The sequence below is a fragment of the Blastococcus haudaquaticus genome, from assembly GCF_900230285.1.
Classification (GTDB): Bacteria; Actinomycetota; Actinomycetes; order Mycobacteriales; family Geodermatophilaceae; genus Blastococcus_B; species Blastococcus_B haudaquaticus.
Genome location: NZ_OCNK01000001.1, coordinates 815,500 through 836,124 on the forward strand (window position 1 = coordinate 815,500; position 20,625 = coordinate 836,124).

20 protein-coding genes are annotated in these 20,625 nt (G+C 72.4%); 5 read left to right on the forward strand and 15 right to left on the reverse strand.

Annotated elements, in window-relative coordinates; translation table 11 throughout:
• Positions 1–2: 2 nt before the first annotated feature.
• From CRP30_RS04030 to CRP30_RS04040, 3 genes are all read right to left on the reverse strand, one after another.
• Positions 3–1,535 (reverse strand): hypothetical protein, encoded by a 1,533-nt coding sequence (locus CRP30_RS04030; protein WP_143278396.1) that lies wholly within the window; start codon positions 1,533–1,535, stop codon positions 3–5.
• 230 nt (positions 1,536–1,765) lie between these two features.
• Positions 1,766–2,614 (reverse strand): class E sortase, encoded by an 849-nt coding sequence (locus CRP30_RS04035; protein WP_235003153.1) that lies wholly within the window; start codon positions 2,612–2,614, stop codon positions 1,766–1,768.
• Between the two features lie 797 nt (positions 2,615–3,411).
• A complete protein-coding gene (locus tag CRP30_RS04040) occupies positions 3,412–4,731 on the reverse strand; it encodes an adenylosuccinate synthase (RefSeq protein ID WP_235003154.1) in 1,320 nt (439 codons plus the stop codon).
• Between the two features lie 36 nt (positions 4,732–4,767).
• On the opposite strand from CRP30_RS04040, the gene CRP30_RS04045 reads away from it, so the two are divergent.
• The 3 genes from CRP30_RS04045 (at position 4,768) to CRP30_RS04055 (ending at position 7,397) form a co-directional block, all read left to right on the forward strand.
• A complete protein-coding gene (locus tag CRP30_RS04045; protein WP_097182618.1) occupies positions 4,768–5,382 on the forward strand; it encodes a hypothetical protein in 615 nt (204 codons plus the stop codon).
• Positions 5,383–5,508: 126 nt separating this feature from the next.
• On the forward strand, positions 5,509–6,570 hold the full coding sequence (locus CRP30_RS04050) for an ABC transporter permease (RefSeq protein WP_097182619.1): 1,062 nt from the start codon (positions 5,509–5,511) through the stop codon (positions 6,568–6,570).
• Positions 6,567–7,397, forward strand: a complete 831-nt coding sequence (locus tag CRP30_RS04055; RefSeq protein WP_097182620.1) for an ATP-binding cassette domain-containing protein — start codon at positions 6,567–6,569, stop codon at positions 7,395–7,397. Before CRP30_RS04050 ends, CRP30_RS04055 begins: the two co-directional genes overlap by 4 nt.
• Before the next feature lie 32 nt (positions 7,398–7,429).
• Here CRP30_RS04055 and CRP30_RS04060 read toward each other — a convergent pair whose 3' ends face one another.
• The 6 genes from CRP30_RS04060 to CRP30_RS04085 all read right to left on the reverse strand — a co-directional run bounded on the left by CRP30_RS04060 (position 7,430) and on the right by CRP30_RS04085 (position 12,657).
• Positions 7,430–7,678: a GPGG-motif small membrane protein gene (locus CRP30_RS04060; RefSeq protein ID WP_097182621.1), complete on the reverse strand. Its 249-nt coding sequence runs from the start codon at positions 7,676–7,678 to the stop codon at positions 7,430–7,432.
• Between the two features lie 40 nt (positions 7,679–7,718).
• Positions 7,719–8,144, reverse strand: coding sequence for a DUF3151 domain-containing protein (locus CRP30_RS04065; RefSeq protein ID WP_235003155.1), 426 nt, complete (start codon positions 8,142–8,144; stop codon positions 7,719–7,721).
• Positions 8,141–9,172, reverse strand: a complete 1,032-nt coding sequence (fbaA, locus tag CRP30_RS04070) for a class II fructose-bisphosphate aldolase (protein WP_097182622.1) — start codon at positions 9,170–9,172, stop codon at positions 8,141–8,143. Before fbaA ends, CRP30_RS04065 begins: the two co-directional genes overlap by 4 nt.
• A gap of 61 nt (positions 9,173–9,233) precedes the next feature.
• Entirely contained in the window at positions 9,234–9,833 is a 600-nt protein-coding gene (locus CRP30_RS04075) for a pentapeptide repeat-containing protein (protein ID WP_097182623.1), read from the reverse strand.
• A 3-nt stretch (positions 9,834–9,836) separates the two neighbouring features.
• Entirely contained in the window at positions 9,837–11,186 is a 1,350-nt protein-coding gene (locus CRP30_RS04080; RefSeq protein ID WP_097182624.1) for an FAD-dependent oxidoreductase, read from the reverse strand.
• A 37-nt stretch (positions 11,187–11,223) separates the two neighbouring features.
• Positions 11,224–12,657: an FAD-binding oxidoreductase gene (locus tag CRP30_RS04085; protein ID WP_097182625.1), complete on the reverse strand. Its 1,434-nt coding sequence runs from the start codon at positions 12,655–12,657 to the stop codon at positions 11,224–11,226.
• A 63-nt stretch (positions 12,658–12,720) separates the two neighbouring features.
• On the opposite strand from CRP30_RS04085, the gene CRP30_RS04090 reads away from it, so the two are divergent.
• Positions 12,721–12,954: a hypothetical protein gene (locus tag CRP30_RS04090; protein WP_097182626.1), complete on the forward strand. Its 234-nt coding sequence runs from the start codon at positions 12,721–12,723 to the stop codon at positions 12,952–12,954.
• Here the strand turns inward: CRP30_RS04090 and pyrE are convergent.
• The 3 genes from pyrE to CRP30_RS04105 all read right to left on the reverse strand — a co-directional run bounded on the left by pyrE (position 12,951) and on the right by CRP30_RS04105 (position 16,135).
• On the reverse strand, positions 12,951–13,553 hold the full coding sequence (gene pyrE / locus CRP30_RS04095) for an orotate phosphoribosyltransferase (protein ID WP_235003156.1): 603 nt from the start codon (positions 13,551–13,553) through the stop codon (positions 12,951–12,953). The genes CRP30_RS04090 and pyrE overlap by 4 nt on opposite strands.
• 86 nt (positions 13,554–13,639) lie before the next feature.
• Positions 13,640–14,308: a fasciclin domain-containing protein gene (locus CRP30_RS04100; protein ID WP_235003157.1), complete on the reverse strand. Its 669-nt coding sequence runs from the start codon at positions 14,306–14,308 to the stop codon at positions 13,640–13,642.
• A gap of 141 nt (positions 14,309–14,449) precedes the next feature.
• On the reverse strand, positions 14,450–16,135 hold the full coding sequence (locus CRP30_RS04105; RefSeq protein WP_200814523.1) for a molybdopterin-dependent oxidoreductase: 1,686 nt from the start codon (positions 16,133–16,135) through the stop codon (positions 14,450–14,452).
• A 102-nt stretch (positions 16,136–16,237) separates the two neighbouring features.
• Here CRP30_RS04105 and CRP30_RS04110 point away from each other — a divergent pair, with 102 nt between their 5' ends.
• Positions 16,238–16,708: a hypothetical protein gene (locus CRP30_RS04110; protein ID WP_097182627.1), complete on the forward strand. Its 471-nt coding sequence runs from the start codon at positions 16,238–16,240 to the stop codon at positions 16,706–16,708.
• A 45-nt stretch (positions 16,709–16,753) separates the two neighbouring features.
• Here CRP30_RS04110 and CRP30_RS04115 read toward each other — a convergent pair whose 3' ends face one another.
• The 3 genes from CRP30_RS04115 to clpB form a co-directional block, all read right to left on the reverse strand.
• On the reverse strand, positions 16,754–17,437 hold the full coding sequence (locus tag CRP30_RS04115) for a hypothetical protein (protein WP_097182628.1): 684 nt from the start codon (positions 17,435–17,437) through the stop codon (positions 16,754–16,756).
• 103 nt (positions 17,438–17,540) lie between these two features.
• Positions 17,541–17,777 carry a hypothetical protein gene (locus CRP30_RS04120; RefSeq protein ID WP_097182629.1) on the reverse strand — a complete coding sequence of 79 codons (237 nt, stop codon included), beginning with the start codon at positions 17,775–17,777 and terminating at the stop codon, positions 17,541–17,543.
• A 157-nt stretch (positions 17,778–17,934) separates the two neighbouring features.
• Positions 17,935–20,526: an ATP-dependent chaperone ClpB gene (clpB, locus tag CRP30_RS04125; protein WP_097182630.1), complete on the reverse strand. Its 2,592-nt coding sequence runs from the start codon at positions 20,524–20,526 to the stop codon at positions 17,935–17,937.
• Positions 20,527–20,625: the final 99 nt, after the last annotated feature.

Consider the following 20,625-nt stretch of genomic DNA (forward strand, 5'->3'; position numbering starts at 1 on the left):
CCTCAGCCCCGCTGACGCACCCGACGGGCGCCCAGGAAGGCCGCCGCGGCGGCCAGCAGCAGGCCTCCACCGATGGACACCGGCAGCACCAGGTCCACGCCCGTGGTGGCCAGCACGGGGCCTTGCGCGGTGGAGGTCAGGAGGTTCGTCGCCCCGCTGCCCTCCTCCCCCTCCAGGGAGAAGTAGCCGATGGTGCCGGCCGCCGTGACGGTGATCCAGACCGTGTCGGTGCGCGGTGTGCCGTCCGGCGCGGTCCCGCTGAGGATGATCTGGTGCTTGCCGGCCTCGACCGTCGACGGCAGATTGCTGAGCATCCAGAAGTTCCCGCTCGCATCGGTGACGCCCGATGCCAGGAGGACCGGCGTCGAGTGCAGCTCCGCCTTCCACGGCGAGGCGGGCATCAGCCCCGCACCGGTGAGCTGGATCGGCGCGTTCCCCACGGCATCATCCACACCGAACAGCGGCTCCAGATCGAGTCCTGTCCCCGTGATGGTCGGGACGACACGGATGTTGTCCACGTAGAGCACCGCGCCTGCCGCCATGCCCCAGCTCTGGTCGTAGGTGCCGGCGACGAACACGAAGCGGTAGGTGCCCGCGGCGGGCAGCGACACCGACGTGCTCTGCCAGGCGCTCTCCTCCCCCGTGGAGTCCAGCACCTCGATCTGCTGACAAGTGTCGACGTTCAGGGCGTACCCGAGGACGTGGTAGTCGTCCTCGGCGCCCGAAGCCGCCCAGTCCAGGGTGACCGTCCGATTGCCCTGGGTGGTGAAGGGATCGCTGACGACCGCCGGGCCGTGCGCGACGTAGCCCTCCTCGTAGGCGATCATGTCGCTGGACAGCTCCAGCGCGGTGGACGACGGGGCCACATCCGGGTCCTGCGCGGTCCCCGCGTCCACCGTGACCGACCCCAGCAGGGGAGCCCCGTCCCAGTACGTCGCGTCACTCGCCGTTCCCACGTCGTCGCCGCGCACGGTGGGGTCGGACACGCTGGAGTAGTCCGGGAAGACGTTGGCGTAGAAGCCGTCGACGAAGTCCCAGTTCCCACCGATGTAGCCCACGGCGTCGATGGGCCATGTCTCGGCGCCCTCGACGACGTAGAAGTCCGTGAACGGGAGGCCACCTGGGTCGGTTGCCGTGCCGAAGAAGATCTGGCGCGCGTCCGTAGCGCCGGCCGTCGTCACCGCGCCGACCTGGTCGAGCCAGACCGTGGTGGTCGTACCGTGGACGAGCAGCTCGTTCCCCGCCCCCACCGGAATGACGTCGTCCCGAATCGGCCGCGCCTCGTTCGCGTAGTCCCGGAGGGTGGTGTAGTCGCTGGTGTCCACCGTGACGCAGCCCCCGAGGCTCGTCACCCCGAGGTCCACGAGGTCGTTGGTGAGCGTCCAACCGGCGACCGTCGTCGACCCGACCGGATCGGCCTCGAAGTCACCATTGACGATGGCCGGCCCTGCGGCGCTCGCTGTCCCCATCGGCAGCGACACCGACACCGCTGCCGCCACCCCGAGTACGGCCGCCAGCGACCGACGTCGTCTCATGTCTCTCCCTCTGCTCCGACCGGTGCGCACACGATCACGCCTGTTTGCGGAACGTAGCGAAGGTGCAACTGTGGGTTACACGACGCGCCCGGGGGGCATGAGTCCATCGGGACGCGTGGGGGCGGAGAGTCGCGCCGTGACCTTGCCGTGTCCGTTGGACGTTCGGCAGTGCTGGACGATCCGACCGGCACGTCGCGGCGGGTGGGGCTGACCTTCCGGCGGACGTGAGGTCAGGCCTCCCGCAGCTCCTCCGGCCCGTCGGGAAGCTCGGACTTGGGTGTGCCGGTGCCGTCGAGGACTGCGTGAACGATCAGTCGTTGCCGCGCCGAGTACTCCGGGTGGCACGTCGTCAGCGTGAGATATCGGCCGCTGGCCGCCGCGGATGCGGGCTGGTTGGGTGTGGGCGAGATGACCTGCACTGCGTCCGGGCTGACGATCTGCCGGCCCGGGATGCCGCTGGCGTCTCCGGTGAACTTGCCGCTGCCTGAATCACCGAGGACGCGGTACACGTACCAGGTGTCCGCGGTCTCGACGATCACGGGATCGCCGGGACGCAGCTCGTCGAGCTCCTGGAACGGCGATCCTCGGCCGTCGCGGTGTCCGGCCACGGCGAAGTTGCCCACCTCCCCCGGCATCGCGGTGTCGGAATAGTGCCCCGGCCCCTGTGCCAGGGCGGCTCCGTTGGTGCCCTGGACGACCGCCCGCCGGTAGTCGGTCCCCAGCCGGGGGATGCGCAGCACCGCCAGGGCCTCGACCTCCTGCGGCGTCTCGAGCTGGGTGGGGGCCTCCCATTCCGCCTCCACCCGGTCGACCAGCGCGTCCTGCTGCCGCGCCGCGATCTCGTCGGCCACGAAAAGCTGGTAGGCGAGGAAGAGCAGGACGATCACCGCCGCCGAGCCGAGCAGTTCCCCAGCGGTCCGGAGGGCGACGAATGCCACGTTGCGGTTCGGCAGCTCATCCGGCGATGCGGCCACCGACTTCTCCGAATGCGGGAGCGGCCCGTCCAGCGGCGGCAACTTCCGGAACAGAGGCCGGGTGGCGTCGTCCGCGATCATCGACGGCTCGTCCGGACGGGACATCTGCAGGCTCCTCCTCTTCCCTTGGAGCGGATCCGACCGCGGTCCGACGATTCGTTCCGGTGCCGACCGCCGGGCGACGAACCCGACGGTCGGCATCATGACGCTGTTGCGGTCCTCAGCCCCGCTGACGCACCCGACGGGCGCCCAGGAAGGCCGCCGCGGCGGCCAGCAGCAGGCCTCCACCGATGGACACCGGCAGCACCAGGTCCACGCCCGGTGCACCGGCGTCGAGTGCAGCTCCGCCTTCCACGGCGAGGCGGGCATCAGCCCCGCACCGGTGAGCTGGATCGGCGCGTTCCCCACGGCATCATCCACACCGAACAGCGGCTCCAGATCGAGCCCTGTCCCCGTGATGGTCGGGACGACACGGATGTTGTCCACGTAGAGCACCGCGCCTGCCGCCATGCCCAGCTCTGGTCGTAGGTGCCGGCGACGAACACGAAGCGGTAGGTGCCCGCGGCGGGCAGCGAACGTCCAGCCGGTCACCGTGGTGGAGCCGACGGCGTCCGTCTCGAAGTCCCCGTTGACGATCGCGGCCCCGGCGGCGCTCGCCGTCCCCATCCGCGGCGGCACCGCCGCCGCGACTCCCAGTACAGCCGCTACTGATCAACGACGTCTCATGACGTGCTCCCTCTGCCCGTGTACGCGCTCTGAGCGCGTTCGTACCGGAGTAGAACGACGCGTGCCGGCGGTTGGTTCACGTGTCCAAGCGTCCTGCGCAATCGGATAGCGGAGTGTCCGGTGGGGCCACCGATGCCCACTCCGGACCGTCCGCCGGTCACGGCACCTAGGCCGGCTCAGCCGATCAGATCGTGGATCACGACGTTCTCGTCGCGGCCGGGGCCGACGCCGATGACGCTGATCCGCGCCCCGGAGAGCTCCTCGAGTCGTCGCACGTAGGCCTGGGCGTTCGCCGGGAGCTCGGCGAAGGACCGGCAGTGCCGGATGTCCTCGAACCAGCCGGGCATCTCCTCGTAGACCGGCTTCGCGTGGTGGAAGTCCGTCTGCGTCATCGGCATCTCCTCGTGCCGGACGCCGTCGACGTCGTAGGCGACGCAGATCGGCACCGTCTCCAGGCCGGAGAGCACGTCGAGCTTGGTGAGGAAGTAGTCGGTGATCCCGTTGACCCGGCTGGCGTAGCGGGCCACCACCGCGTCGAACCAGCCGCAGCGGCGGTCCCGGCCGGTCGTCACGCCGACCTCGCCGCCCTGCTTGCGCAGGTACTCGCCGTTGGCGTCGAACAGCTCGGTGGGGAAGGGACCCGAGCCGACGCGGGTCGTGTACGCCTTGAGGATCCCGACGACGCGGTCGATCCGGGTGGGACCGATGCCCGAACCGGCCGCGGCACCGCCCGCCGTCGGGTTCGACGACGTCACGAAGGGATACGTGCCGTGGTCGACGTCGAGCAGGGTCCCCTGCGAGCCCTCCAGCAGCACCCACTCCCCGGCGTCGAGCGCGTTGCCGAGCAGCAGCCGGGTGTCGGCGATCCGGTGCTTGAGCACCTCGGCGTACCCGGCGTACTCCTCGACCACCTCGTCGACGTCGATGGCCTTGCGGTTGTAGACCTTCACCAGGATCTGGTTCTTCTCCTGGAGCGTGCCCTCGAGCTTCTGCCGCAGGATCGAGAGGTCCAGCAGGTCCTGCACGCGGATGCCGACGCGGGCGACCTTGTCGCCGTAGGCGGGGCCGATGCCACGCCCGGTGGTACCGATCTTGCGCTTGCCCAGGAAGCGTTCGGTGACTTTGTCGAGCGCCCGGTGGTGCGGCATGATCAGGTGCGCGTCCGAGGAGATGACCAGCCGCGAGGTGTCCACCCCGCGCTCGTCCAGGCCCGCCAGCTCGCCTATCAGCACCTGCGGGTCGATCACGACGCCGTTGCCGATGACCGGCGTGCAGCCCGGCGTGAGGATGCCGGACGGGATCAGGTGCAGCGCGTACTTCTCACCGTCCGGGGTGATCACCGTGTGGCCCGCGTTGTTGCCGCCCTGGTAGCGGACGACGTAGGGGACGCGGCCGCCGAGGAGGTCGGTGGCCTTCCCCTTGCCTTCGTCCCCCCACTGGGCACCGATCAGCACGACAGCCGGCATCGGGTCCTGGTTCTCCTCGCTGATCGGCACCGGAGGTTCCCGGCTGGCAGATGGCAGGGTATCCGCATGGCCGACGTGCAGCTGGACCTCCGCCGTCTGGACCCCGGTCAGGCCCCCCGACCGGAGGACGTCGCGCCCGCCGCCGACGCCGGAGCGCTCCGTGTGCGAGGACCCGTGGCGGGACTCGCCGCCGTCCTCTCGGTCCTGCTGAAGGCCGAGCGCACCGCCCTCGTGCCGGTCGCCTGGGAGCCGTCGGGGGACAAGGCGTCGCTCGCCCTGGCGCGCGACATCGGGGTCGGGACCGGCGAGCCCCGCGACCTGTGCCTCGTCCGCGACGACCACGGCGGGGTCCTCCTGCACCACGGCCGGGTGGAGGCCGCCGGGGACGGTCGCCGCTCCCTGAGCCGGCGACTCGGCCTGCAGGCCCACCACGACGACATCAAGGTCGCCGACGGGGAGATCACCCGGATCGACGTGCGTCCCGACTGGCGGGCGGTGGACACCATCGGCGTCACCGTCATGGTCCAGCCGCTGCGGCCCACGCGGCACACCAGCGGCCGGGCCGTCCAGATCGCCTCGGATCCGGCGCGCATCATCCGTGACGGGGTCGCCTACCCCCGTGCCGTCCACCGGTGGACCTGGTACGCCGACGACCGCGTGCGCTGGCGCCTCCAGCCCTAGTCACGGAGCATCCTCCGGCGGGCCCCTGCGGAGGCACGGGGGCGTCGTGGACACTGGGTCGGCACCCCGCCCGTCGAGGAGGTCCCCGCTGCCGTCGCCCTGCCCGCCGCCCGGGATGCCGCGCCCGTGATCGCCGAGGGACAGCCCACCTTCGGCGCCTCCTCCGTCGTGGCGTCGGACCAGCGTCGGCTCTTCGCGAGGGCGCTGGACCGGCCCAGCCTGCCGGCGCTCGTCGGGCTCGTGGTCGTGGTGCTGTTCTTCGGTGTCCAGGCACCGGAGCTGCTCACCGCCGCCGGCGTGGCCGGGGTCCTGGACGTCGCCGCGAGCCTGGGCATCGGGGCGGTGGCGGTCGCCCTGCTCCTCGTCGCCGGGCAGTTCGACCTCTCGGTCGGCGTCGTGGCGGTGGCCAGCTCGCTGCTGTCGGCCATCCTCATCGGTCACGCGGGCTGGGCGACCTGGCCGGCGCTGACGGCGTCGCTGGCCGCATCCCTCGCCGTGGGCGTCGTCAACGGGGTGCTGGTCATCAACACCGGGCTGCCCAGCTTCCTGGTGACCGTCGCGACGTTCCTGGTCCTCCAGGGCACCGCGCTGGCCGGCTTCGAGGCGGTCACCGGCTCCACCCAGGTGACCGGCCTGGACCGGGCCACGGGCTGGGAGTCCGCCGCGGCCGTCTTCGGGTCCTCCGCGGAGATCGCCGGCGGGCGGTTCCAGGTCTCGGTGCTGTGGTGGGCGGCCGCGACCGCGCTGGCCGGCTGGGCCCTGTGGCGCACCAGGTTCGGCAACGCGGTCTTCGCCAGCGGCGGTGCTCGGACCGCCGCCCGCGAACTCGGCGTCCCCGTGCGCGGGACCACGATCACGCTGTTCTGCCTGACGGCGACCGCGGGCTGGCTCATCGGCACCCTGGCCCTGCTGCGGCTGGAGAGCGTGCTCGTGACCAACGCGGGCCTCGGCGCGGGGATCGACTACGTCGTGGTGGCGGTCATCGGCGGCTGCCTGCTCACCGGCGGCTACGGGTCGGCCGTCGGGGCGGCCGTCGGCGCGCTGGTCTACGCCGTGGCCCGCCAGGGCATCGCCCTGGCCGGCTGGGATCCGCGCTGGTTCCAGGCACTGCTGGGTGTGCTGCTGCTGGTGGCACTCCTGGCCAACGGCGTCGTCCGCCGGCGCCTCAAGGCGGTGCCGCGCTCGTGAGCCCCGAGGCCGACGGTCGCGCCCCGGCGCCGCTCCTGCCGGAACTGGAGCTGCGACGGCTCAGCGTCCACTACGGGAGCGTGGCCGCCCTGTCCCGGGTGAGCGTGGCGCTGCCGGCCGGGGAGATCACCTGCGTGCTGGGCGAGAACGGGTCGGGCAAGTCGACCCTCGTGGCCGTGCTCTCCGGGCTCCGGGCGCACGACGAGGGGCAGCTCCTGCTCCGGGGCGAGCCCGTCCGCTTCCGGTCCCCGCGCCAGGCGCGCGCTGCCGGGATCGCGACCGTCTGGCAGGACCTGGCGGTCGCGCCACTGCTGTCGATCTGGCGCAACTTCTTCCTCGGCGCCGAGCCCACCCGCGGGGTGTGGCCCCTGCGGCGGCTCGACGTCGACCGGGCGCGGGAGACGACCGTCCGGGCGATGGCCCGCGTGGGCGTGCCGCGGGTCGATCCGGATCAGCCCGCCAGCACGCTGCAGGCGGGTGCCCGCCAGAGCCTGGCCATCGCCCGCGCCGTTCACTTCGGCGCCCGGGCCCTGCTCGTGGACGAGCCCACGGCTCCCCTCACGGTCGCCCAGCAGACCCTCCTGCTCCAGGCGATCGTGGCGGCCCGGAAGGAGGGTCTGGCGGTGCTCCTGGTGACCAACAACCCCCGCTACGCGCACTTGGTGGGCGACCGGTTCCTGCTGCTGGCGCACGGGTCGGTGGCCGGCACGCTGACGCGCGACGACGTGGACGCCGCGGACCTGATGCGGCTGATGGCGGGGGGCGAGGAGTTCAGCGCCCTCACCTCCGCCCTGACCGCCCTGCACTCCGAGCTCGGCGACCGCTGAGCCCCCGGGCCCGGAAGGGGCCCGGGGCGCGCTCAGGTGAAGACGCTCACCCCGCCAGGCCCGACGAGCAGGCCCGCGACGATGAGCACGATGCCCCAGAGCATCTGGCGCCGGAAGAGAGCGAAGATCCCGGCCACCACCAGGATGACGGCGAGGATCCACAGCAGCGTTGCGCTGTCCATGACGGTCTCCTTGTCCGCGACGCCCTGGCGGCGTCGCGCACGCACAGTGATGACCGTCACGCCGATCTGGCAAACCTCGGACAGGAACGCCCTGGTCATCGCGCTACGGCACGCGGACCACGGCTTACCGTCAGTGACCTCAGGGGGCGAGCGAGGGGTCGCAGTCGCGGAGCAGCTGCGTGCAACGTTCCTGCTCGTCGTGCTCGCCGATCGCCTCGGCCGCCTTCGCCAGGACCGTCACGCAGCGCAGGAAGCCGCGGTTGGGTTCGTGCGACCACGGGACGGGGCCGAACCCCTTCCAGCCGTTGCGGCGCAGCGCGTCCAGACCGCGGTGGTAGCCGGTGCGGGCGTAGGCGTAGGCCTCGATGGTGTCGGTGAGCCGCCGCTCCGGACGGTCGATGGCCGTTTCGGCCAGCGCCGCCCAGGCCGCGCTCACCGTCGGGTGGTGCGCGGCCACCTCGGCCGGCGGGGTGCCCTCCGCCAGCTCGCGGTCTGCCTCGGGGTTGCCCGGCAGGAGCGTGGGGTCCGGCTCGCCCAGCAGGTTGTGGGAGTGCGTCACCGTCACGCCCCCGTCGACTGGCCGGCGGACAGCAGGTCCTCGCACGCCTCGACGATCCGCGCGGCCATGCCGGTCTCGGCGGCCTTGAGGTAGCTGCGCGGGTCGTAGGCCTTCTTGTTGCCCACCTCGCCGTCGACCTTCAGGACGCCGTCGTAGTTGCCGAACATGTGGCCGGCGATGGGCCGGGTGAAGGCGTACTGGGTGTCGGTGTCGACGTTCATCTTCACCACGCCGTAGGACAGCGCCTCGCGGATCTCCGACTGCGCCGAACCCGACCCGCCGTGGAAGACCAGGCTGAAGGGCTTGTCGTCGGAGAGACCGAACTCCTTCGCGACGACGTCCTGCCCCTGCTTGAGGATCTCCGGACGCAGCTTCACGTTGCCCGGCTTGTAGACGCCGTGGACGTTGCCGAACGTGGCCGCCAGCAGGTAGACCCCCCGGTCGCCCAGCCCCAGCGCCCGCGCGGTGGCCACGAAGTCGCCCTCGGCGGTGTACAGCTTCTCGTTGATGTCGTGCGCGACGCCGTCCTCCTCGCCGCCGACGACGCCGATCTCCACCTCGAGAACGATCTTGGCCGCGGCGGCCCGCTCCAGCAGCTCCTCGGCGATCTGCAGGTTCTCGTCGAGGTCGATGGCCGAGCCGTCCCACATGTGCGACTGGAACAGCGGCTCCTGCCCGGCGTCGACCCGGTCCTTCGACAGCGCGATCAGCGGACGGACGTAGGAGTCGAGCTTGTCCTTCGGGCAGTGGTCGGTGTGCAGCGCCACGTTCACCGGGTACTTCTCGGCGACGACGTGCGCGAACTCCGCCAGCGCCACCGCGCCGGTGACCATGTCCTTCACGCGGGTGCCGGAGCCGAACTCCGCTCCCCCGGTGGAGAACTGGATGATGCCGTCGCTGCCCGCATCGGCGAACCCGCGGAGGGCCGCGTTGACCGTCTCGGACGAGGTGCAGTTGATCGCCGGGTAGGCGAAGCCGCCCTCCTTCGCCCGGCGGATCATGTCGGCGTAGACCTCGGGGGTCGCGATGGGCATGCGTGGCGCTCCTGTCGTCGATGCTCGGCGCTGCTCGGTGATCAGTATTCCGCTGGACCGCTCACTGCGGGGCGTCGGGGCGGACGTCGAGCCCGATAGAGGTGACCAGCACGACGGCCTGGGCCACGTCGATCACCGCGCCGGCCAGCCGGGCGTCGCGCGGATCGAGCGCCGAGAGGTCGCTCCCCCGGAGGTCCGCCCCGCTCAGGTCGGCGCCGGCCAGCTCGGCGGCCGACAGGTCCAGCCCGCGCAGCATCCCTCCGGCGGCCCGCAGCCCGGTCAGGTCGGCCTCGCGCAGGCGGGTGCCGGCCAGCGTGGCGCGGGTGAGGTCGGCACCGGGCAGGACGACGAACGACCAGTCGCCGCCGTCGACGCTCATGAGGTCGAACGTGCACCGCTCGAACCGGCTGCCGACGAGCTTGCACCCGGTGAACTCGGCCTGGAAGAACGAGCAGCCGGTGAAGGTGCAGTTGAGGAAGGCGGCGTCGGTGAACCGGACGCCGTTGAGCTTGCAGTCGGCGAACGTGCAGTCGGTGAAGACGGCGCCCTCCCCCGTGGCCTCCGACAGGTCGACGCCGGTGAACCGCACGCCCTCGTGCTCCTGACCGGAGAGGTCCTCGCCGTACCAGTCCGCGTCGCGGACCTCGCTGTCCTCCCCCACCGCTCAGCCCGTCTCGACGCGGCTCGCGACGCGGGCGGCAACGACCACCGGGTCGTAGGTCGGCGAGAACGGCGGCGCGTAGGAGAGGTCGGCCCCGGCGAGCTCCTCGGCGTGCATCCCGGCCCAGATCGCCGTGGCGAACACGTCGATCCGCTTCGCACTGCCCGGACCCCCGACGATCTGCGCACCCAGGAGCAGGCCGGAGCCGCGCTCGGTGATGAGCTTGACGTGGATGGGTGCGGCCCTCGGGTAGTAGCCGGCCCGGGTGGAGGACTCGATCAGCTCGGTGCGGTAGTCGTAGCCGCCCTCCTCCGCCTGGGTGGTGCACAGGCCGGTCCGTGCGACCTCGACGTCACCGACCTTGGTCATCGCCGTCCCGAGGACGCCGGAGAAGCGGGCCGGCCGCCCGCCGATCACCGACCCGGCCACCCGCCCCTGCTTGTTGGCGTGCGTGCCGAGCGCGACGTGGATCGCCTCGCCGGTGATCCGGTGGAAGGTCTGCGCGCAGTCGCCCGCGGCGAAGACCTCGGGGTGCGAGCGGCTGCGCTGGGTGTGCGCGACGTCGACGGCGCCGGTCGTGCCCAGGGCCAGGCCCGCCTCCCGCGCCAGCGTCGTCTCCGGCCCCATGCCCAGCCCGAGCACGACGAGGTCGGTGTCGTAGCTGCCCTCGTCGGTGCGCACCGCGCGGACCGCGCCGTCGACCCCCACCTCGATCTCGCGCACCGGCTGGTTCGACTGCACGTCGATGCCCATCGCGCACATCGCGGCGCAGACCTTCTCGCCCATGTCGTCGTCCAGCTGCGCCATGGGGAGCGGGTCGGCGAGGACGACGGTCACCTCGAGGCCGCGGGTCTGCAGCACCTCGGCCATCTCCAGCCCGATGTACCCGCCGCCGAGGACCACGGCCCGCTTCGCACCCGCCGCGATGGCAGCCCGGATGTCGGCGCCGTCGGCGAGGCGGTGCACCCCGTGCACGCCGTCGGCGTCGAGCCCCGCGATGGGCGGCCGGAAGGGCTTGCCGCCCGTCGCGACGACGAGGGAGTCGTAGCCCAGCCGCTCGCCGCCGACCACGACCTGCCGGGCCGCGAGGTCGATCCCCTCGGCACGGGTGCCGGTGCGGACGACGACGTCCTGCGCCGCGAAGTCGGCCGGGGTGCGGGCGAGCAGCTGGTCGCGGTCCTCGACCAGCCCGCCGATCCAGTACGGGATGCCGCAGGCGGAGTAGGAGATCTCCGGGCCCTGCTCCAGCACGACGATCTCCAGCTCGGAGGCACCGCGCAGCCGCCGCGCCTGGGCCGCCGCCGACAACCCCGCGGCGTCCCCGCCGATGACGACCAACCGCTCGGTGCTCACCGGAGCAGCGTCGCACCCCGGTACGACGAGCGGGAGGTCACGGCGCCACGAGCCCGCGCACGCCGGCCAGGTCGCGTACCCCGGCGCTGCGGAAGACCTTGCCCGGGTTGAGCAGTCCGGCAGGGTCGAGGGCGTCCTTGATCGCGCGGTGCACGTCGAGCGCGACCGGGCCGATCTCGCGCTCGAGCCAGTCGACCTTGATCGAGCCGACGCCGTGCTCGCCCGTGATGGTGCCGCCCAGGGACAGCCCGAGCTCGAGGATGTCGTCGAAGGCGGCGAAGGCCCGCTCCCGCTCGTCGGCGTCGGCCGGGTCGAAGCAGATGGTCGGGTGCATGTTGCCGTCGCCCGCGTGGCCGACGACCCCGATGGTGAGCGCGCGGGCGGCGGCGATCGCGTCGCACCCGTCGAGGAACGCGGCGATCCGGGACCGCGGCACGGCGACGTCGTCGATCAGCGTGCTGCCCAGTTGTTCCAGTGCCGGCAGGGCCATCCGCCGGGCCTGCAGCAGCAGGTCGCCCTCGGCCGGGTCGTCGGTGGTGTGCACGAACTCCGCGCCGGCCTCGCGGCAGAGCTCCGCCAGCGCCTCGATCTCCCGGAGCGCCGCCTCGCCACCGGCGTCGGACTGCGCCACCAGAAGCGCGTGGGCGGTGCGGTCGAGGTCGGCCTTCAGCAGGTCGTCCACCGCGCAGATGCAGGTGTTGTCCATGACCTCCAGCAGGCTGGGCACCAGGCCCGTGGTGACCACCCGCTCCACGACCTGGCCGGTCTGCGCCGTCGTCGCGAAGGTGGCGACGAGGGTGACCGGCACCGACGGGGCCGGCCGCAGCGCGAGGGTCGCTTCCGTGATCACGCCGAGCGTGCCCTCCGAGCCCACGAACAGCCGGGCCAGGTCGTAGCCGGCGACGCCCTTGACCGTCCGCCGTCCGGTGCGCAGCACCCGCCCGTCGGCGAGCACGGCCTCCAGGCCCAGCACGTAGTCGGTGGTCACCCCGTACTTCACGCAGCACAGGCCGCCGGAGTTGGTCGACAGGTTGCCGCCGATCGTGCACCAGTCGTAGCTCGAGGGATCCGGGGGATAGAACAGCCCGGCACCCGCGACGGCGTCGCGCAGCGACTTGTTCACCACCCCGGGCTGCACCACGGCGAGCCGGTCGGCGGGCGAGACCTCCAGGACGGCGTCCATCCGGGTCATCACGAGCGTGATCGCGCCGTCGACGGCGTTGCTGGAACCGGCCAGCCCCGACCCCGCTCCGCGCGGGACGACCGGCACCCCGTGCCTGGTGGCGACCTCCATGACCGCGACCACGTCGGCCGTGGACCGTGGGAGGACGACCGCCGCCGGGAGGCCGGCCGGTGCGAGCATCGCCTGGTCGCGGGCGTAGGACGACGTGACGTCGGGGTCGGTGAGCACGCCGTCGGGACCGAGCGCGTCCCGCAGCTCGGTGGCCCAGGGAGTTGTGGTCGCCGTCACCTTTCCCACGGTAGCGGGCCGTGGACACGGTCCGGCCCGACCCGGCACTGGTTGGATGACGGCATGGCCCGGCGACCTCGGTGGAGCGACCTCAGCGACCGTGACCGCGGGATGGTGGTGGTCGGCGCCTCCGTCGACGGGGCCCTGCGGCTCGCGGCCCTCGCCGACCTGAGGCGACGCCCCGAAACGGCGATCCGTGGCCGCAAGTGGGTCTGGGCGACCGTCCTCGGGCTCACCAGCTCGGTGGGTCTGATCCCGGCCGGCTACTTCCTGTTCGGCCGGCGCCGCGACAGCTAGGCCAGGCCGAGGTCGGCCAGGGAGAACGCGGCGCGGTACTCGAACCCGGCCTTCTCCACGGCCTCGCGCCCGCCGCGGTCGACGATCACCGCGATCCCGATGACCTCGGCGCCGGCCTCCTGGAGGGCCTCGGCCGCGGTGAGCGGGCTGCCGCCGGTGGTCGACACGTCCTCGACCACGAGGACGGCGCGCCCCTCGACGTCCGGGCCCTCGATCCGGCGCTGCAGGCCGTGCGCCTTGCCGGCCTTGCGGACGACGCAGGCGTCCAGGAAGCCCTCTCCGTCGGACGCCGCGTGCAGCATCGCCGTCGCGACCGGGTCCGCGCCGAGGGTCAGCCCGCCGACGACGTCGTAGCGCAGGTCGCGGGTCAGCTGCCGCATCACGCGGCCGACCAGCGGGGCGCCCTCGTGGTGCAGCGTGAGCCTGCGCATGTCGATGTACCAGTCGGCCTCGCGCCCCGAGGAGAGCGTGACCTTGCCGTGCACCACGGCCAGCTCGACGATGAGCTCGAGCAGCCGGTCACGGTCGGGGTGCGTGGCCCCGTTCCAGGGCCCCGCCCCGAGGGACGAGGGGTGGGGGGGAATGGGGTCCTTTTCCATGAGAGCGACCCTAGACACGGCCCCGGACAAGCCGCAGGGCCGCCGTCCGACCGGAGTCGGACGACGGCCCTGCGACGGCGTCGCGATCAGGAAGCGGCGGGGGCCAGCACCTGGTCGATGATGTAGACGGTGGCGTTGGCGGTCTGCACGTTCCCGCAGATCACCGAGGCCTCCATCTGGGTGACGGTGCCCTCCATGGCGATGGTGAAGTTCTCACCCTCGCCCTCGATGGTGACCTCGTCGTTGTTCAGCGTGGTGTGCGTGCCGGCCAGCTCCTCCGGGGTCAGGCGACCCGGGATGACGTGGTGGGTCAGCACGGTGGTCAGCTGCGCGGTGTCGGCCAGCAGTCCGTTCAGCGCGTCGGCCGGGACCGCCTCGAAGGCCGGGTTGGCCGGGGCCAGCACGGTGATGTCGTCGGTGGTGTTCAGGGTGTCGCCGAGGTTCGCGGCGGTCACGGCCTGGACCAGCGTGGACAGCGCCGGGTTGTTGCTGGCGGCGGTGGCGACCGGGTCGTCGGTCATCCCGGTGAAGCTGCCCTCGCCCTCGGTGGGGACCGCGGAGCAGCCGGCACCGAACGGCTCGTCGGACATCGGCATCGCGCTCTCGGAGGTCTCCGAGCTCTCCATGCTGGTGCTGCTCTCGGCGGCCGCGCCGGTGTCCTCGGCCGCGTCGTCCGAGCCGCAGGCGCTCAGCGTGATGGCGAGCGTGGAGACGGCGGTGAGAAGGACGCCGCGGGTGAGCATGTTGTTCTTCACGAGATGGTGCTCCTTTGTCCTGTCCGTGCGACCGCATTGTCGCGGGCGGGTGGTGCGCCGGCCGCGGGGAGCGGTCCGGAGTGTCGCGTCACCGGCGGGTGCCGGGACGGGTCCGTGGGTCCGGTCGAGCCGGGGGCGCGCTCACCCGGCGACGACCTGGATGGAGTGCCAGCCACTCGAGCCGGCGGGGAACGGAGCGGCGCGGTCCTCGGTCTGCACCTCGCCGTCGGCGCCGGTGGCGCGCACGGTGATCGAGTGCCGGCCGGCCGGGAAGTCGTAGGGCAGGACCCACTGCCGCCAGAGGTCGGCGTCGACCTCGGGCGAGAGCTCGGCCTCCGCCCAGTCCTCCTCGTCGACCCGGACCTCCACCTTGGCGATGCCGCGGGTCTGGGCCCACGCGACGCCGGCGATGGCGCGCCGTCCGGCCGGGAACTCGCGCAGCGGTGCCGGGGTGTCGATCCGCGAGGCGATCTTGATCGGCCCCTCGGCCGCCCAGTCGCGCTCGGTCCAGTAGGCGTCGACGGCATCGAACGTGGTGGCCTCGATGCGCACCAGCCACTTGCAGGCCGACACGTAGCCGTACAGGCCGGGGATGAGCATCCGGACGGGGAACCCGTGCTCGACCGGGAGCGGCTCGCCGTTCATCCCGAAGGCGAGCATCGCGTCCTCGACCTCGAGGGCGTTGCGGGTGGGGGCACCGATGGTCATGCCGTCCTCGGATCGGCACAGCAGCTGGTCGCTGCCGGAACGGATGCCGTTCTCCTCGAGCAGGGCGCCCAGCGGGACGCCGATCCAGCGCGCGGTACCGGCCAGGCCACCGCCGACCTCGTTGGAGACGCAGGTGAGCGTGATGTCCCGCTCGATGATGTCGTCGCGCTCGAACAGCTCGGCCAGCGTGTAGCTGCGCGGGGAGTCGAACATCCCGGCCATCTCCAGCCGGTAGTCGGCCGGTCGGATCCGCGGCACGCTGATCGCGGTGTCCACGCGGTAGAACTCGCGGTTGTCGGTGAAGAGCGGCGTCAGCCCGTCGACGTCGGCGGCGAGGTCGGCACCGGCGGGCAGTGCGGCGGCCCGCGAGGTCGGCGTCGGCAGGTCGAGGGCGGCGCGGTCCCCGGCGATGTCGAACCGCCGCTGGAGCAGGCGGCCCCCGCCACCGGTGACGGCGGCCGCGCCGATCGCCACCCCGCTGGTGAGGAAGAAGCGACGACGGTCGAGAGCTGCGCCCTTGCGATCGCCGGAGCCCAGGACCTCGCGGAGCCGCTCGACGACGCGCTGGTCAGCGTGCGCCGCCTCTCCCTCCGAGGGGGCGACGCCGGAGGGAGAGGCGACAGTCCGGGGAGCGACGGCGAGCGGGGCGAGGAGCGCGAAGAGCGCGAGGACACCCCCGCCGGCGCCGAGCAGCGACGGCAGCATGTCGAGAGGGCCGCCCGCAGGGCGGGTGACCGCGGCGACCGCGCCGACGAGACCGAACAGCGCGATGCCGAGGGCGCCGAGCCGGCGGTTGCGCAGTCCGACGACACCGACGACGAGCGCGTAGACCGCGATGATCACGAGGGTTCCGACGACCAGCGCGATCTTGTCGTTCTCGCCGAAGGTCCGGATGGCGAAGGCCTTGACCGGCTCCGGGGTCAGCGTGATGGCGGCGTCGCCGACGGCGATGACCGGCGAGGAGGCGACGCCGACCACACCGGCGATCAGCTCCGCGACGCCGAGCGCGACAGCCGCGGCCAGCAGGCCGGCCAGCGCCGCGAGCGCCGTCCGTCCACGGGCACCGCCGGTGGGCGACGCATCCGGGGTGGGCGCCGGGGCCTGCATGGACGTGGTCACGCCCTGTCTTCGGGCGCTGCGGCGGATCCGGATTCGTCCGGCGAAAAATTATCTGGGACACAACCGAACGTGTGACGGAGACGGGTCTGCCAGGCTGGCGCTGTGCCGACCGATCAGTCCCCCACCGAGGACGCCGCCACGCGGCCGCCCATGCCGACCTCCGTCCGGGTCGCCGTCATCGCCATGGGCGTGCTCGCCGCGCTGCTGCTGACCAACGCCGCGCTGCTCTGGTACAGCTACGACGAGGCCGTCGACCGCATCGTGCGGGACGGCGACGACGTCTCCCGCTCGGAGGCGAGCCAGTTCGTGATCATGTCGCTGGTCCCGTACCTGATCATCGGGCTGGTGCTCGCGCTGGCCGCCTGGTTCCTGCCGCGCCGTCAGCCCTGGGCGCGCTGGATGGGACTCGCCGCCGCCGGGCTGCTCGTGCTGCTGTCGCTCATGTCGGCGCTGAGCCTGGGCGGCGTCACCATCTCGTTGCTGCTGCTGCTCGTGCTCTCGGTCGCGTCGGTGACCAGCCTGCTGGCACGGACCACGGGGGCGTGGGTACCCAAGCTGCGCGCCTCCGCCTGACCGCCGTCACCGGCGCCCCCGCGCGGGGGCGCCGGCGACCGGAGGTCAGCCCTGCCCGTTGGCGCGCTGCCAGCCCCGGTAGCGGTACCACTCGTTGGACGGCTTGAGCGCCAGCGCGACGATGCCGACCGCCGTGAGGATCAACTGGAACCAGCCCAGCGAGGTCAGGAATCCGGTGCTCTCGCTCGTCCCGGCAGCCAGACCGATGAGTCCGAACACCAGGCTGATGCCGCCGAGCACGAACAGCACGATGCGGGCCCAGTTCCGGCCCTTCCACGCGAACCACAGGAAGAGCACCTGCAGTGCGGTGATGATCAGCCCGATGGTCACGCCGATGATCAGGCCCGACCGGACGACCTCCTCCGTGACGGCGGGGTCGGTGGTGGTCTGCAGCGTCTGGTCGATCAGAGTGTCGACGTCGGAGAACGTCACGATCGACGCGATCAGCCCGATGATCAGGCTGGCGACGAGGGCGCCTATACCGATCCGCACCGTCTGCGGCCGCTCCATGGCGGGCGGGGCGCCGTGCCCGGTGGGGGCCGACGGTGCCGGCGCGTACCCGGGGTACTGCTGGCCGTAGGACGGCTGCTGCCCCTGCGGCGGCTGCTGGCCGTAGGACTGCTGCGGCGGCGCGTTCCACCCCTGCGGCGGGCCACCCTGTCCCTGCGGAGGTCCGGGCTGGCCCTGCTGGCCCTGGTCGCCGTACGGACCGCTCTGTCCTGATGTCATGTTCAGCCTCCCGCTCGGTGCGATTCCCGGCGATCATGCTGGAACCCGGGGCATGGCGACGAGCCCTGCGGGGCGTGTCGTCCCCCGGTCGTGTCAGCGCGGTTCAGCGGAACCGGTCGTCGAGCGCGGCGACATCCCGCCAGGCCGCGGTCAGCCAACCGGCAACGGAGGTGACCAGGCCCCAGAAGAGCGCGTTCCCGAGCACTACCCCGAGGCCCACCATGGACGCAGCGATCGTCGCCACCAGGCCCACCAGTGCCAGGAGTCTCGTCACCGTCCTGCCCCACACGAGGACCCGGTGCTCGGTGTCCACCCGCTGCCACCGCGCCCGTACGTCCATGACCCTGCCTCTCGCCGCTGGTCGTCCCCGGGATGGCGACGCTCCGGCACGGTGGGTCGGTCCGGCGGACGCCCGGGCGTCCTCCACAGCCTGTGGACAGCGACGGGCCCGCCGGATCGCGGGGATCCGGCGGGCCCGTCGGGCCGGGTCGGCGGCGTCAGCCGCGGGTGACGCTCAGGCCGCCCTCTCCGTCGGTCACGTCGGCCGGCCAGTCGACGACCACCTCGTCGCCGTCGCGGATGTCCCCGGACAGCAGCGCGCGGGCGAGCCGATCGCCGATCGCCGACTGCACCAGCCGGCGCAGCGGGCGGGCGCCGTACACGGGGTCGAACCCGTTGAGCGCCAGCCACTCCTTCGCCGCGTCGGTGACCCGCAGCGTGAGGCGCCGCGCAGCCAGCCGGCGGGCGAGGACACCGACCTGGATGTCGACGATGCCGGTCAGCTCCTCGCTGCCGAGGGCCCGGAAGACGACGACGTCGTCCAGCCGGTTGAGGAACTCCGGCTTGAAGTGGCTCCGGACGACGTCCATCACCGCCGCCCGCCGCCGCTCCTCGGGCACCGACTGGTCGGCGATGATCTGCGATCCGAGGTTCGACGTCAGGATCAGGATCGTGTTGCGGAAGTCGACCGTCCGCCCCTGCCCGTCGGTGAGCCGGCCGTCGTCGAGCACCTGGAGCAGCACGTCGAAGACGTCCGGGTGGGCCTTCTCCACCTCGTCGAGCAGCACGACGGTGTACGGACGCCGCCGCACCGCCTCGGTGAGCTGACCGCCGGCCTCGTAGCCCACGTAGCCGGGAGGCGCCCCGACCAGCCGGGCGACCGAGTGCTTCTCCGAGTACTCGCTCATGTCGACGCGGACCATGGCCCGCTCGTCGTCGAACAGGAACTCCGCCAGCGCCTTGGCCAGCTCGGTCTTGCCGACCCCGGTCGGGCCGAGGAAGAGGAACGAGCCGGTCGGACGGTCGGGGTCCGCGACACCGGACCGCGCCCGGCGCACGGCGTCGGAGACGGCGCGGACGGCGTCGGGCTGACCGACGACCCGGCCGGCGAGGCCGTCCTCCATGCGCAGCAGCTTCTGGGTCTCCCCCTCGAGCAGCCGCCCGGCCGGGATGCCGGTCCACGCCTGGACGACCTCGGCGATGTCGTCGGGGCCGACCTCCTCCTTGAGCATGGAGTCACCGGAGGCGACCGAGTCCTCGGCGGACGTGAGCGACCGCTCCAGCTCGGGCAGCCGGCCGTAGCGCAGCTCCGCCGCCCGCGCGAGGTCGCCGTCCCGCTCGGCGCGCTCCGCCTCCAGGCGGACCGACTCGAGCTCCTCCTTGATCCGCTGGATCCGCTCGATGGCGGTCTTGTCCTGCTGCCAGCGGAACGTCAGCTCGGCGAGCTCCTGGCGGCGGTTGGCCAGCTCCTCCCGCAGGGCGGCCAGGCGCTCCAGGGACGACGGGTCGTCCTCCTTCGTGAGCGCCATCTCCTCGATCTCCATCCGCCGCACGGCGCGCTCCACCTCGTCGACCTCGACGGGGCGGCTGTCGATCTCCATGCGCAGCCGGCTGGCGGCCTCGTCGACGAGGTCGATCGCCTTGTCCGGCAGGAAACGCGCCGTGACGTACCGGTCGGACAGCGTCGCGGCGGCCACGATCGCGGTGTCGGTGATGCGGACACCGTGGTGGACCTCGTACCGCTCCTTGAGCCCGCGCAGGATGCCGATGGTGTCCTCGACCGTCGGCTCGCCGACGAAGACCTGCTGGAAGCGCCGCTCGAGGGCCGGGTCCTTCTCGATGTGCTCGCGGAACTCGTCGAGCGTGGTGGCGCCCACCATCCGGAGCTCACCGCGGGCGAGCATCGGCTTGATCATGTTGCCTGCGTCCATGGCGGAGTCGCCGGTGGCACCGGCGCCGACGATCGTGTGCAGCTCGTCGATGAAGGTGACGATCTGCCCCTCCGAGTCGGTGATCTCCTGCAGCACGGCCTTGAGCCGCTCCTCGAACTCGCCGCGGTACTTCGCGCCCGCGACCATCGAGCTCAGGTCCAGTGCCATCAGGCGCTTGCCCTTGAGGCTCTCCGGGACGTCGCCGGCCACCATCCGCTGGGCCAGGCCCTCGACGATGGCGGTCTTGCCGACGCCGGGCTCGCCGATGAGCACCGGGTTGTTCTTGGTGCGCCGGGACAGCACCTGGACGACCCGCCTGATCTCGGTGTCCCGTCCGACGACCGGGTCGATCTTCCCGTCGCGGGCCCGCTGGGTGAGGTCGACGGCGTACTTCTCGAGCGCCTGGAAGGTGCCCTCCGGGTCGGGCGTGGTGACCTTGCGGTTCCCGCGGACCGTGCGGAACGCCGCCAGCAGCGTCTCGCGGGTCGCGCCGGCACCGGTGAGGACGTCTCCGGCCTCTCCCTGGGAGCCGGCCAGGCCCACCAGCAGGTGCTCGGTGGAGACGTACTCGTCGCCGAGGGCCCCGGCCTGCTCGCCGGCGTCGTTGATGACGCGCAGCAGCTCCCGGGAGGGGGACGGGGCGGGGACGGTGGCACCACTGACGCTCGGCATGCGGCGGAGCGCCGCGTCCGCCTTGCTGCGGACGTCGACGGGGTCGGCGCCAACCGAGGTGAGCAGGGGGCCGGCGATGCCGTCGGACTGCTCGAGCAGCGCTGCGAGGAGGTGCAGCGGTTCGAGCGCCGCCTGCCCCCTGGCGACAGCGAGTCGCTGAGCGGCGGCGATGGCTTCCTGCGACCGGGTCGTGAGCTTGCTCTCCATGGTCGGGGACGCGCTTCCTCTCGTACGTGCGTGTGGACGGTCACCGCGGAAGGTGGTGACGCGTGGTCGACCGATGCAACGAACGCCAAGTTGAGTCTG